Genomic DNA, 13,995 nt, shown 5'->3' with positions numbered 1-13,995 from the left:
AGGTCAGGCGACGTGGTCCGCCGCCCTCGGCTCCTCGGCCGGGGCCGCCGGGCCCGGCCGTCGCATGAGGAGGACCGAGACGACGCCGAGCACCGCCGCGCACAGCGTGGAGCCGATGGTGATGGCGGCGAACCCGCCGCGCGACGCGTCGTCGGCGTCGCCCGCGAAGCTGGCGAAGAGCGAGCCGAAGAGCGACACCGCGATGGCCTCGCTGCCGAGCCGGACCGTGTTGATCCAGCCCGCCCCCATGCCCGCCTCCTCCGGCGGCACGTGCGCGAGCGCCTCGCCGTCGACGAGGCCCGCCTGGAGTCCGAACCCGATGCCGACGGCGACCATCGGCAGCGTCATCCAGACGAGCCCGGGAGAGGCGGTCGCGCCCGCGAGGACGAGGCCGACGACCAGCAGCCCGATGCTCCACGTGAAGATGGTGTGGGCGGGTGTGCCGCGCGCGGTCAGGCGGGCGGCGATCAGCGGCGCGACGAGGACGGGCAGCGTCAGGAACATGAGGTACGCGCCGCTGGCTCCCGCCGACGCGCCATACGCGCCCTGGAAGAACACCGGCAGGTAGGCGACCGCGTTGGTGAAGGTGAATGACGCCACCGCGACCACCAGCGTGATGCCGGAGAACCGCCTGCTGCGCAGGGTGCCCAGGCTCAGGAGCGGGTTGGGCGCGGTGGACTCGCGCCAGGCGAACAGGCCGTAGCAGCCGATGCCGACGGCCGTGCAGAGCAGGAAGGGCGCGGAGGCCCAGCCCGTCGCGGAGCCGAGGGCGAGGCCGCCGAGCGTGACGGTGGTCGCCGTGCAGAACAGGGCCGCGCCCGGCCAGTCGATGCGGGCCGCGCGCCGCTTCTCGTGGGCGGCGGCGCGGCGGATGAGCGGCATGCCCGCGCAGGCGAGGACCAGGCAGGCGAGCTGGAAGCCGTAGACGAGCCGCCAGCCCGCGAGCTGGGTGAGCAGGCCGCACAGGGACGGGCCGAACGCGAGCGAGAGGCCCGCGACCGACCCGAGGAGGGCGAAGGCGCGGGTGCGCCGCTCGCCCTCGAAGTTCGACGAGACCACGGCCGTGCCCACCGAGAAGACCGCCCCGGCCCCCGCGCCCGCGAGCAGCCGGGCCCCGTCCAGGACCCAGTAGTTGCCCGCGAAGAGGCTGAGCGCGGAGCCCGCGCCGAACGTGAGCAGCCCGAAGAACAGGGCCTGCCACCGCCCGATGATGTCGGCGACGGACCCCCAGACGAGGGTGGAGCAGGCGAACGTCAGGTTGTAGCCGTTGAGGACCCACTGCTCGCCGACCGACGAGCTGCCCAGGTCGTCGGCGATGTCGCCCAGGGACACGGCGGTGCCGGAGACCGACAGCGGCACCGTGAAGATGGCGAGCAGGATGACCGGCATGAGCAGGCGGGTGCCGGGCGCCGGGGCGGCAGGGCGGTCAGGCGCGGACGTCATCGGAGACCCGGCACTCGTCCAGGAAGTCGACGATGTGGCCGAACACGTCGAGCGCGGCGTTGCGGCCGATGAACGCGTCGAGGTGGCCGTAGCCGGGCACCTCCACGTACCGGACGTCCATCTCGGGGTAGCGGCGCTTCAGGACGTCGTGGCAGATCTCGTTCGAGTCGTACCAGAAGCGGTTGTCGCTGCCGGAGAGCAGCATCAGCGGGGTGTCGAACGAGCCCGCCTCGTCGAGCGCGTTCTTCGGGAGCGCGTCGTAGCGGCCGTCGCCGTCGTTGTACCGCATCATCGTGTGCGCCAGTTCGATGCTGCGCAGGTGCGGCAGGATCCACATGGGCACCGTGCCGTACAGGTCGGCGAGGCGGTCGTGGGTGACCTCGTGGAGGTTGTCGTGCTCGAAGAGCGAGCCGCCGACCCCCCACGAATCGTTGTGCAGGATCTGGCAGTTGGGGTCCTTGCACTCGGCGCCCAGCGACACCTCCGCGAAGATCAGCGAGTGCTTCGACCACAGGCCGACCTTCTTGAAGTCGGTGGGGATGTTGACGAAGCGGGAGCGCAGCAGCTCCCCGCCGAAGTGCAGGCGGGCGCGGGTCTTCCAGGACATCTTCGGGGTGAGGAACACGCCCTGCGCGACGACACCGGACAGACCGGGCACGAGCCCGGCGGCCATGCTCAGCGACAGGCACATCGCGCCGATGCAGTGCGCGACGACGAGGAGTTCGCGTCCGTCGATACGTTCTTTGATCAGCGCAACGGCCTCGGGGATGTCGTAGAGCGCGACGTCGTCGAAGGTGTAGCGGACCCGGCCCTCGTTGTACGGCAGCCGGCAGCTGCCCCGCCAGTCCAGGAGCCACGGTTCGTAGCCCGCGTCGAGCAGGACGTCCACGAGGTTGCGGGTCTCGGGGAGCGTGAACATGTCGGCCGACGCGGTCAGTCCGTGCAGGATCAGGACGACCGGGCGGTCGGTGGAGCCGTCCTCGGGGGCGACGCGGGTGAGGCCGAGCCGGGTGCCGTCGGAGGCGGTGAAGGGGATGTCCTCGACGCGGGCGCCGAGTGCGTGGTGGAGGGGCCTCAGCGTCGTCATCGGGTCTGCTCCCTTTTGATCATCAGCTTCCTGATCTTGCGTTGCAGCTTGTCCTGGTCGCGGTCGATGGCGTCCTTGCGCAGGTCGAGGAGTTCGGCGACGGCGCGCAGGGACGGCTCGGCGAGGCCCATGCCGACCTGCACGAAGAACCAGGAGAGCCAGGCGAGTTTGGCGAGGCGCTGCTCCTGCGGGGTGAGGCGCGGGTCGACCTCGATGCCGTCGATCTGGTCGGGCACGTAGCTCTTGCCGGGAACCTTGACGACACCCTCGAGGCTCGCGGGTTCGTTCTCGCGGCCGATGGTGACGTCGATGGTGCGGGTCTGCTTCCAGAAGTCGCGGCTGGCGCGGGCCGTCTTCCAGCCCTCCAGCCACCAGCGGCCGCCGTCCCGGTCGACGAGGACGAGGCGGTAGCGCAGCAGCGGGTGGTCGCTCCCGTGCCGCAGCGGCACGCCCTCGTCCGGACGGACCCAGATCTCGCCCGCCTCCACGGTCAGCGGCTACGGGTGCAGCCGCTCGCAGAACACCTCGCCGCGTACGTCGATCTTCCGGTGGCGTACGACCTGGTACATGCTGGCGATGGAGAGGGTGAGCGCCATCCTGCACTTGGAGTCACGGTCCTCGCCGACGGGCCCGACCCGCCCCTTGGTCCGCTCACGGAACTGCAGATAGGGCGGGTCCTCGCGGCTGGGAAGCCGGGCGACACCGTCCCTCGCCATCCGCTCGAACGCCTTCAACTGGGCCTGCGACCCGTACCGTTCGGCCTCCGGCAGCCGCTTCCGGGCGACGAACCGGTCGGTGCGCTCCGAGCCCGCCTCGGGGCCGAACATCAGCGCCTCGAAGAGCTTCATCGCGGTGGGGCTGCGCAGGATGCGGATCAGGAAGTCGAGCTCCGGCACGGGGTCGGCGGCGTGCCGCGCGATGAGATCGTCCCGCCACTCGCGCCAGTTGGCCACGCGGACGTTCATGCCGGCCAGCTTCATGTCCTTCACCAGCTGCGGCAGGGTCTCGGCGCGGCCGGTGACGTTGTAGTTCTGGCCCCACGCGGCGGGGTCGAAGACGACGGCGGCCGTCACCTTGCTGATCCAGTCGACCGGGGCGAGGTTCATGAACTTGAAGGCCGGTACGGTCCGGTACCGGGAGAACGCGCCGATCAGACCGGTGCTGAGGTCACGCGGGTTGTACACGCCGGTGCGGGTGTGTCCGCCGATCGCGCCGGGCCGCAGGAACGTGACGGTGAGCCCGTGCTCGCGGGCGCGCCGCAGCACGGCTTCCGCCGCCCACTTCGACTTGTCGTAACCGGCGAAGAGCCGGTCGATGTGGGCGACCGGGTCGTCCTCGCCCATTTTCTCGATGCCGACCTCGTTGAAGACGGCGACCGAGGAGATGTGGTGCAGCGGCTTGGCTCGTCCCGTCATCGCCAGTTCGGCGAGGGCGAGCGGGCCGAGCACGTTGGTCTGGCGCAGGGAGGGGTAGCCGCGCAGGAAGTCGACGGCGGCGGCGACGTTGACGATCGAGTCCAGCTCCTGGGCGAGTCCCTCCCACATGTCCTGGGCGAGCCCGAGGAACGGCTGCCGCAGGTCGGCGGCGAGAACGGTGACCCGGCGCCGCACCTCGGCGGTCCACGGCTGGTCGAAACTCGCGAGCGCGTCGGCGAGCCGCCGCTCCGCCGCGGCGTCGTCGGCCGCGCGCACGAGACATACGACGTGGGCGTCGCCCTGCCGCAGCAGATCGAGCAGAAGGTGACTCCCGAGGTACCCGGTGGCACCGGTGAGCAGGATGCGGCGGGGCGGGACGGGGTCGGCCTGCCGACTGAACGGCAGGCGGTCGGCGAGCGCGAGATCTCCGAGGATGACCTCCAGGTCCTCGTGGGCGGCGTCGGTGTCTGGGGCTGGGATTACGACGGGGGGAAGGGAGTGGGACGTCGGGGTGGGGGTGGTTGTGGGGGGCTGGGTCGCGGGGGTGAGGGCTGCGGGTGGGGCCGGGGCCGCGGGCGTGGGGGCTGCCGCGCTCGCCGTGGGGGCCGCGGGTACGGCGGCCCCGGGCACGGAGGCACCAGGCTCAGGGGCCGGGGATTCGGGGGCCCCGGGCACGGGGGTGCCGGGGGCGGGGGCCGCGGGTGCGGGCACCGCGGGCACGGAGACGCCGGGCGCGGGAGTCCCAGGCCCGAGGGCCGCGGGTGCGGGGGCCCCAGGCACGGGGGTGCCGGGGGCGGAGGCTCCGGGCGCCGGCGTTCCGGGCACGGGGGCGCCCTGCGCGGAGGTCCCGGGCGCGGGGGCCGCGGGCGGGAAGGCCGCGTGCGTGGGTATCCCGGACGCGGGGTCCCCGCTCGCGAGGGCTCCCGGCGCGGGCGACACCGTCGTGGGCAGGCCCAGGGCCTTGGCCCAGCGTTGGGCCAGGCGTCGCGGGCGGGCGTCGGCGAAGACGTCGTCGAGGGTCAGCTGTACGTCGAGTTCCCGCGCCATCAGCGCGACGAGCTCGACCGCGTCGACGGAGGACAGCCCCGCGTCGAACAGGTCCGTCTCGGGGTCGGGCGTACCGCCGGGCAGGAAGCGGGCGGCGCGGGCCGCGATGTCGGCGGCGACCGCGGCGACGGTCCGCGCGGGCGGGCCGTCGACGGGTCCGGAGACCGGCGCGGCGGGCGCGCCGTGCGCCGCTTGCCCGCCGTGCGCGGGCCCCGGGGAACCCAGGGGCCGCGTCGCCTCGGACGTCCGCTGCCCGGCGGCATCGCCGCCCTGCACGCCGTGCGTGTCCTGCGCGGCACTCGCGGACCCCGAGGGACCCACCGGCTGCGTCGTCTCGGTGGCGGAGCCGGCCTGCGCGGGCCGCGCAGGACTGACGGGCCCCGCAGAGCTCGCGGGCCGCGTCGCCCCGGCGGACCGCTGCGGCGCCGCAGGTGCGGGCCGCGGTTTCCGGAAGTGGGCCAGGAGGTCGGCCGCTGCGCTGCGGCCGGGGCCCCGCCGTTCGATCGCCTCCTCCTCCGGTCGCCGGTTGACACTGCGGTTGCGACTCGTGCCGCCGGCCGCCTCAGGCATTGCTGTCCTCCGCTGCATGATCGGATGCGGGGTCCCAGGAACGGAACTCCCGTAGGTGTGCGAGCCCCACCGCCGCCTCCAGGCGTGGCGCGTCGACGTCGCCGCCGCCGAGGCGGGACACGAGGCGTCGGGCGGGGATGTTGCGGGGCGTGTTCTCGGCGATCAGCCGCACCGTGGTGCAGCCGTGCGCCTCGGCCCGGTCGGCGAGCCACTGCAGGAGCCGGTCCTCGACGCCCCGGCCGAGCACGCGGCAGCTCATCATCCAGGCGACGACTTCGAGCGCGTCACCGTCGACGGCGACGGCCAGGACGCCGATCTGCCCGTACGCGCCGAAGCGGTCCCGTGCGGTCGCCGTCCACACCTCCCCGCTCTGCCACAGCCGCGCCAGTTCCGCGTCGTCCAGGGGGCGGGGCCGCAGGTTGAACTGGTTGGTGCGCCTGCTGAGCTGGACCGTGCGCTCAGCGGTCTCCTCGTTCACCGGCTCGATGTCGAGTTCGAGCCGCAGGTTCTCCAGGAACTCGGCGAAGCCGAGCTGGGCCCGCGCCTCGTCGCGCACCTGCTCCTGCCGGTAGAAGTCGGCCCGCGCGGAGTCCTCCGCCGTCGCCGCCCGCGGCACCATCGGCCACAACCGTGCGACGAACTCCGCCAGTTCGTCCGCGCTCGGGCAGGTCAGGCACAGCACCTCCGGCAACTGGGCGCGCACACCGGCGATTTCGACGGGGTTGTCGTCGAGGAAGAGGAAGCTGTCCAGGCCGAGCCGCAGATCGTCGGCGATCCGCATGATCCGGGTCCACTTGGGTTCCCAGGCGGCAGAGATCGCGGCGAAGTGTTCGCGGTGCAGCGGGCTGTCGGGCCGGTCGAGGATGCGGTGCACGGTCTCCTCGTCGTTGTTGGAGACCATCGCGAGCAGCACGCCCGCCTCCCGCCACTGGAGGAGCCGTGCGGCGAGCAGGGCACGCGCCCCGGTGAAGTCGACGTTCTCCGGGCCGACTTCGCCCGCGACGCCGCTCCACAGCGTCTCGTCGCCGTCGACGACGATCACCTTGGGTGCCCGTCGGCACACCTGCTGGAGTACGTCGGCGAGGCGCAGCGCCACGAGTGCCTGGAACTCGTCCTGGAACGGCAGGTGCGCCATCGCGTCGGTGTGGGCGTCGAACACGTCCGCCACCGGGTAGTCGTCGCCGGTCCACGTGTCGGAGGGCAGGACGGCGATGCCGGGGACGTCCGCGAGGCGTCCCGTCACCTGTCGTTCCCAGTCGTGGAGGCGTCCGTCGTCGGCGCTCTCGGGCAGGAAGGCGACGACGAGCGGCTTGCGGGTGCGCTCGGCGAGGGAGCGCAGTGCGGCCGGGTACTCGTCGGCGAGCTGGTCGAGCAGCGCGTCCGCCGGTCCACTTCCGTCGTCCGCGAAGCGGGTGAGGTCGCCGGGGCGCAGCAGGACGAGCCCTGCGGCCGTCGCGCCCTGCACGAACACGCTGCCCGGGTCGTGCAGGCTCGCGAGCACCTGGTGGTACGGCGCCTCCGCCACGTCGAAGGGTCCGCCCTCGACCCCCGCTTCCCGCACGGCGAAGGACAGCATGGCCGGAAGGTTGCCGAGGGCGAAGGTCGCGGCGAGAGCGATGTGGGGGGCGGGTCCGGGGGTGGGCTGGGGTGCTGCGGACGCGGGGTCGGGGGCGGTTGCGGTTGCCGCGGAGGCGGATTCCGGAGCGGTCAGAGTTGCCGCGGACGCGGAGTCCGGGGCGGTCAGGGTCGCTGCGGACGCGGAGTCCGGAGCTGTCAGGGTCGCTGCGGGTACAGGTTCAGGGACGGTCTCGGCCGCTGCGGACGCGGGGTCGGGGGCGGTCAGCGGTGCTGCGGATACGGGCGCACCGGTCAGTGCGGCTCGCCTCGCCGGTGTCGTCGCGTCCGTCGCGAACCGCTCCGCCAGCCGCAGGAAGTCCTCCGCGAGCGACGCGCAGGACACGTCGTCGAGTACGTCCGTGTTGTACTCCAGTCCTACCTTCCCGAGCCCCGGCATCACCGTGACCATCAGGTCGAGGTCGGAGTAGCCGGTGCCCGCCGGGACGATGTGCAGGCCCTCCGCCGCTCCGGCCTGCGTCGGCATGTAGTTGAAGTAGACCTCGACGAGCGGCGCGTCCTTGCGGTACAGGCCTTCCTGCACGAGCGCGGACATCGCGTCGAAGAACGTGACGCCGCGCTCCAGGACCCGGCTGAGCCGGCTGTCGGTGCGTCGCAGGACGTCCTCGGCGGTGTCGTCGGCGTCGACCTGCGCGGCGTACGGGATCGGCAGCCCGAAGTAGCCGACGGCGTCGAGCGCCGCCACGTGCATGCGGGTGTCCACGGGTACGGCGAGGACGAACCGGTCCCGGTCGCGCAGCCGCGCGAGGTGCGCGGTGAGCGCGCCGAGCCAGAACGCGGCGGGCGTGATGCCGAGCGCCCTGGCCCGGCCCTCCACCCGCTCCTGGAGCTCCTTCGGCAGCTCGGCGAGGTGCATGGCCGAGCGGTACGACCGCTGCGCGGGACGCGGCGCGGCCAGTTCCAGGTCGAGCCGTCCGGCACCCGCGAAGTCCGCGCGCCAGTCGTCCGACTGCGAGGGGGCCCCGGTCTGCGCGGTGGGCCCGCTCTGCGCCTTCAGCAGCAGGTCGATGTCGCGGTTGGTGACCGCGGCCGTCGGCTCCGCCCCCGCGAGCCCGGCGCCCAGGCCGTGTGCCACGAGCATCAGCGACGCCAGGTCGGACACGGCGTGGTGCGCGCCGAACACGAGGACCTGCTCGCCGGACGGACGCGCGAGCAGCTCGAACCGCCACAGCGGCGCAGTGGCCAGGTCGAACGGCGGCTCCATCAGCGCGCACAGCCGTTCGTCCACGTCGGTGTCCTCGGCGACGTCCGACCACCGCACGAGGTCGCCGTCGAGTGTGCGGCGTACCTCCAACTGCTGTACGCCGTCGGCGTCCTGGACGATCGCGGTGCGCAGCGCTGCGTGCCGGGCGGCGAGCGAGGCGACGACCTCTGCGAGCCGCTCCGGGGTCGTCGGCGCGGTGAGGCGCACGGCGAGTCCGATGTGGTGGGTGACACCGGGCGTGCCGTGCTGTTCGGCGCGGAGGAGACGTACGACGTCGCGGGTGGCCGGATGGCGTACGACATCGTGGACGATCTCCGCGTCCTCGACGGGGTCCGTGGCGGCGGCGCCCTCCGGCGGGGCCTCGACGGCGCCTTCCGCGCCCGCGATCAGCTGGTCGGCGATGGAGTCCACGCTCGCGCCGTTGAACAGCGAGGCGATCGGCAGGGACTGGCCGAAGTCCGCCTCGATCAGGCTGCGGATCTGCATGGCCATCACGGAGTCGAGGCCCTGCCCGACGAGTGCCGCGCCGGTGTCGAGCTCCTCGGTGTCGAAGCCCATCGTCGCCGCGAACCGGTACCGCAGCCGGTCGACGACCGCGTCCCGCGAGTCGAGGGAGAGCCGTCCGCCGGTGTCCGCCCGACGTTCCTTGCGGGACCCGGCGAGGCGGCGGCGCGGCGGGTACAGGCCCGCGAGGAGCGGGGGCAGCAGCGCGGGGTCGGTGGTGCGCAGGACGGGTTCGTTGAGGGCGGCTGCCAGGAGCAGCGCGTCGTCCGCGTCCCGCGTGAGCGCCGCGTCGAGGAGCGCGAGCCCCTGCTCGGTGGAGAGCGCGGCGATGCCGCCGCGGTTGATCCGCTCCAGGTCGGCGTCGCCGAGGTGTCCGGTCATGCCGGTCGCCTCGGCCCACAGGCCCCAGGCCAGGGAGAGTCCGGGCAGTCCGGTACGGCGGCGCTGCCGCATCAGCGCGTCGAGGAACGCGTTGGCGGCGGCGTAACTTCCCTGGCCCGCGCCCCCGATGACACCGGCGAGGGAGGAGAAGACGACGAAGGCGGAGAGTTCCGTGCCCTCGGTCAGCGTGTGCAGGTTCCAGACGGCGTCGGACTTCGGCCGCAGCACGGCGTTCAGGCTGTCCGTGTCGATGGACTCGACGACGGCGTCACGGAGTATGCCCGCGGCGTGGATGACGGCGGTCAGCGGATACTCCTGCGGCAACTGGCTCAGGACGCGCGCCAGTTGCTCGCGGTCGGCGACGTCGCAGGCGACGACGGTGACCCGGGTGCCGGAGGCGGTGAGCTCGTCGCTCAGGGCCGCCGCCCCTTCGCCCGCCGGGCCGCGCCGGGACAGCAGGAGGAGGTGCCGGGCGCCGAGCCGCGCGGCGTGCCGGGCGACCTGCGCGCCGAGGCCGCTGGTGCCGCCGGTGATGAGGACGGTGCCGGTACCGAGGGCGGCGGCGGGGCTGGTACCGGGAGCGGCCTGGGCGTCTTCGGGACGGAGGGACGGCACGTACAACTGGCCGCCGCGCAGGGCGAGTTCGGGCGCCGCGGACTGCAGTACGGCGGCGAGGTCGCCCTGGTCGAGCCCGCCGGTTGCGGCCTGCGTACCCGTGTCCGCGCCCGTGCCCGTGCCCGTGTCCGTGTCCGTGTCCGTGTCCGTGTCCGTGTCCGTGTCCACGAGGATCACGCGGCCGGGGTTCTCCGCGCGGGCCGCCCTCGCGAGACCCCACACGGCGGCCTGGGCGAGGTCGAGTACGGCGTCGGGCGCCTCGGTTCCGGTGAGCACGGCGTGCCGGGTCAGCACGACCAGCCGGGCCGACGCGGGCCGGTCCCGCGCCAGCCACTCCTGCGCCCGGACCACGGTGTCCTGGAGGAGGGCTCGCGCGCGGGCGGCGTCGGTGTCACCGACGGCGGAGGCGGCGGCTGTGGCGACGTCGAGGACCGTGACGTCCGACACCTCCGGCCCCGGGTTTGCGGCCGAGCCCGTCCCGCCGTCGTCCGCCGCGTACGGCGACCAGGCGAGGGAGAGCAGCGACTGCGTGCTGCTGTCCGGGGCGGCGAGATCGCCCGCGGCCACCGGGCGTACGAGGAGGGAGTCGATGCGCGCGACCGGCGTACCGGACGGGTCGGCCGCCTCCACCGTGAACGTGTCGTCGCCGGTGGGCACGATGCGTACCCGCATCTCGTTCGCGCCCCGGCTGTGCAGGGTGACCGAGCCGAAGGAGAACGGCAGCGGCGTGGCGCCGTCCAGGCCGTCCACGGCGGCGGCCTGCAGCGCGGCGTCGAGGAGTGCGGGGTGGGCGCCGAAGCGCCGCGCCTCCTCCGCCTGCCGTCCTGGCAGGGCGACCTGCGCGAGGATCTCGCCGTCGAGCCGCCACACGTCGGAGAGGCCCTGGAACGCGGGCCCGTACTCCAGGCCCGCGTCCGCCATCGTGTCGTAGTGCGCGGCGGCGTCCAGCCGTTCGGCGCCCGCGGGCGGCCAAGTGGCGCCGTACAGCGGGTTGTCGCCGGACGTGTCCGTTGCCGTGCCGCCGGTCGTCAGGACGGCGGACGCGTGCCGGGTCCACGGGCCGGAACCGTCGGACCTGCGCGGTCTGGCATAGATGTCGAGGGGGCGCCCGGCGCCGTCCGCGCCGCCCACCTGCACCTGTACGTCGACCTCGCCCTGTTCGGGCAGCCGCAGCGGAGCGGTGAGCGTCAGGTCCCGCACCGTGTCGCAGCCCACCTCGTCGGCGGCGCGCAGGGCCAGCTCGACGAAGGCGGTGCCGGGCAGGATGACCGTGCCGAAGACCGCGTGGTCCGCGAGCCAGGGCTGCGCGGCACGGGACAGGCGCCCGGTGAGGACGACGTCATCGCTGTCGGCGAGAGGTACGGATGCGCCGAGCAGCGGGTGGCGTACGGCTTCCAGACCCGCGGAGCCGACATCGGCGGATGCCGCCGCGGCGGGCTGCCAGTACCGGCGGCGCTGGAAGGCGTACGTCGGCAGCTCGACGAGTGCGCCGCCCGCGAGCCACGGCGACCAGTCCACGTCGACACCGGCGACGAACACCTCGGCGAGGCCACGGAGCAGCTGGGCCTTCTCGTCCTCGTCGCGCCGGAGCGTGCCGACGGCGGTCACGCCCTTTGTACGGAGGTGATCGGCGTTCTGCACGACGGCGCCGAGGAGCACGGGGTGCGGGCTGGACTCGACGAAGACACGATGCCCGGCCTGCAACAGGTTCCGCAGCGCAGCATCGAAACGAACGGTCTGACGCAGATTCGTAAACCAGTACTCCGCGTCCATCACCCCGGTATCGATCACATCACCGGTCACCGTCGAGAACAGCGGCACCTGACCAGCCCGAGGCTCGATGGGCGCGAGCACATCCAAGAGCTCATCCCGCAACTCCTCGACCTGCGGCGAATGCGAGGCGTAATCCACGGCAACCCGCCGCACCTGCACCCCATCACCCTCACAAGCAGCCACGAACGCATCCAGCTCGCCAGGCGAACCCGACACCACCACCTGCTCCGGACCATTGACCACAGCCACCTGCAAGCCCGCCGTCAACCGCCCCACAACCCGCGCCTCCGGCGCCAGAACGGACACCATCCCGCCCCTGCCCGCAAGCCGCACAATCGCCCGCGACCGCAACGCCACCACCCGCGCCGCATCCCTCAACGACAACGCACCCGCGACACACGCCGCAGCGATCTCACCCTGCGAATGCCCCACCACAGCAGCAGGCCGCACACCCAACGAACGCCACAACTCCGCCAGCGACACCATCACCGCGAAGAGCACCGGCTGCACCACATCAACCCGACGCAGCGCCTCCTCGTCGTCCCCCCGGACCACATCCAGCAAAGACCAGCCATCCACAAACGGCTCAAGCGCAGCCCCACACTCCGCCATCCGCGACGCAAACACCGGCGAGAACTCCAACAACTCCCGCGCCATCCCCACCCACTGCGAACCCTGCCCCGGGAACACGAACACCGCACCGGAGGCGTTGGCCGCGGCGCGCCCGGACACGACAGACGGCGCCTCACGTCCTGCCGCCAACTCACCGAGCGCTGCTGTCAGTTCATCGACATCGCTGCCGAGTGCGACCGCACGGTGCTCCCACACCGCGCGTCCGGTCGCCAGCGTGTGGCCCACGTCCCGCAGACCGGGCAGCCCGCCCTCGTCGAGCCGGGCCAGCAGCCTCTCCGCCTGCTCCGCGAGTGCCACTTCACTCCGGGCCGACAGCACCCACGGCACCACCGAAGAGCCGGGCGCCTCACCCGCGTCCGCACCCTCCTCGACCGGCGCCACGGCCTCCAGGATCACGTGCGCGTTCGTCCCGCTGTAGCCGAAGGACGACACGCCGGCCCGGCGCGGGCGGTCGCCCTCGGGCCACGGGCGGTTCTCCGTGAGGAGCCTGACCTGGCCCTCGGTCCAGTCGACGTGGCGCGAGGGCTCGTCCACGTGCAGCGTGCTGGGCAGGACGCCGTGCCGCATCGCCTGGACCATCTTGATGATGCCCGCGACACCCGCCGCCGCCTGCGTGTGACCGATGTTGGACTTGACCGAGCCGAGCCACAACGGCCGCTCCAGGTCCCGCCCTTGACCGTACGTGGCGAGCAGCGCCTGCGCCTCGATGGGGTCGCCGAGGGTCGTGCCGGTGCCATGGCCCTCGACGACGTCGACGTCCGCGGTCGTCAGCCCGGCCGAGGCGAGGGCGTCACGGATGACGCGCTGCTGGGCGGGGCCGTTGGGCGCGGTCTGGCCGTTGGACGCGCCGTCCTGGTTCACCGCGCTGCCCCGCACGACGGCGAGGACGCGGTGGCCGTTGCGTTCCGCGTCGGACAGACGCTCCAGGGCCAGTACGGCGACGCCCTCGCCCCAGCCGGTGCCGTCGGCGGCGGTGGCGTAGGACTTGCAGCGGCCGTCGGCGGCGAGGCCGCGCTGGCGGGAGAACTCGATGAAGACGCCGGGCGTCGACAGGACCGTCACGCCCCCTGCCAGGGCCAGCGAGCACTCGCCGTCGCGCAGCGACTGCACGGCCTGGTGCAGGGCCACCAGCGACGACGAGCAGGCCGTGTCGACGGTGACGGCGGGGCCCTGGAGTCCGAGCGCGTAGGAGACGCGTCCGGACACGAGGCTGCCGACGCTGCCGCCGCCCGGGTCGTAGTCGTGGTGGAAGGACCCGGCGAAGACGCCCGTGGCGGTGTCCTTGAGGGTCTGCGGGTTGATGCCCGCGCTCTCCAGGGCCTGCCACGACGCCTCCAGCATGAGGCGGTGCTGCGGGTCCATGCCGTGGGCCTCGCGGGGCGTGATGCCGAAGAAGGCCGGGTCGAAGTCCGCCGCGTCGTGCAGGAAGCCGCCGGAGCGGGTGTAGGTCTTGCCGGGGTTGCCGGGCTCCGGGTCGTAGAGGGCGTCGACGTCCCAGCCGCGGTCGGCGGGGAAGGTGCCGATCATGTCCTCGCCCTTGAGGACGACGTCCCACAGGTGGTCCGGCGAGGACACGCCGCCGGGCAGTCGGCAGCTCATCCCGACGATCGCCACGGGCTCGTTGCGACGGTCCTCCAGGCTCTGCAACCGCCCGCGTGTGGCGTGCAGTTCCTGCGAGACCGCCTTGA

4 protein-coding genes and 1 pseudogene are annotated in these 13,995 nt (G+C 73.2%); all 5 read right to left on the bottom strand.

The annotated features are described in order from the left end of the window. Positions 1–3 precede the first annotated feature (3 nt). Positions 4–1,443: an MFS transporter gene (locus DEJ47_RS25970; protein WP_150172147.1), complete on the bottom strand. Its 1,440-nt coding sequence runs from the start codon at positions 1,441–1,443 to the stop codon at positions 4–6. Then, positions 1,427–2,530: an alpha/beta fold hydrolase gene (locus DEJ47_RS25965; RefSeq protein ID WP_150172145.1), complete on the bottom strand. Its 1,104-nt coding sequence runs from the start codon at positions 2,528–2,530 to the stop codon at positions 1,427–1,429. Before DEJ47_RS25965 ends, DEJ47_RS25970 begins: the two co-directional genes overlap by 17 nt. Next, positions 2,527–3,018 carry a hypothetical protein gene (locus DEJ47_RS37070; protein WP_223828510.1) on the bottom strand — a complete coding sequence of 164 codons (492 nt, stop codon included), beginning with the start codon at positions 3,016–3,018 and terminating at the stop codon, positions 2,527–2,529. Before DEJ47_RS37070 ends, DEJ47_RS25965 begins: the two co-directional genes overlap by 4 nt. A 9-nt stretch (positions 3,019–3,027) precedes the next feature. Beyond that, complete coding sequence (locus DEJ47_RS25960) at positions 3,028–5,562, bottom strand: thioester reductase domain-containing protein (RefSeq protein ID WP_223828509.1); 2,535 nt, start codon at positions 5,560–5,562, stop codon at positions 3,028–3,030. Next, a pseudogene (locus tag DEJ47_RS36575) lies at positions 5,555–13,930 on the bottom strand (HAD-IIIC family phosphatase); the annotation flags it as partial. The gene DEJ47_RS25960 and the pseudogene DEJ47_RS36575, both read right to left, overlap by 8 nt. Positions 13,931–13,995 lie beyond the last annotated feature (65 nt).

Source organism: Streptomyces venezuelae (assembly GCF_008642355.1).
Lineage (GTDB): Bacteria > Actinomycetota > Actinomycetes > Streptomycetales > Streptomycetaceae > Streptomyces > Streptomyces venezuelae_B.
The sequence above is the reverse complement of the archived record's forward strand: the minus strand, read 5'-3'. Positions and strand labels throughout refer to the sequence as shown.

What these genes read in the sequence shown, in the direction of transcription:
- DEJ47_RS25970 (WP_150172147.1), bottom strand. Translation starts at nt 1,443, where the DNA reads ATGACGTCCGCGCCTGACCGCCCTGCCGCCCCGGCGCCCGGCACCCGC.
- DEJ47_RS25965 (WP_150172145.1), bottom strand. Translation starts at nt 2,530, where the DNA reads ATGACGACGCTGAGGCCCCTCCACCACGCACTCGGCGCCCGCGTCGAG.
- DEJ47_RS25960 (WP_223828509.1), bottom strand. Translation starts at nt 5,562, where the DNA reads ATGCCTGAGGCGGCCGGCGGCACGAGTCGCAACCGCAGTGTCAACCGG.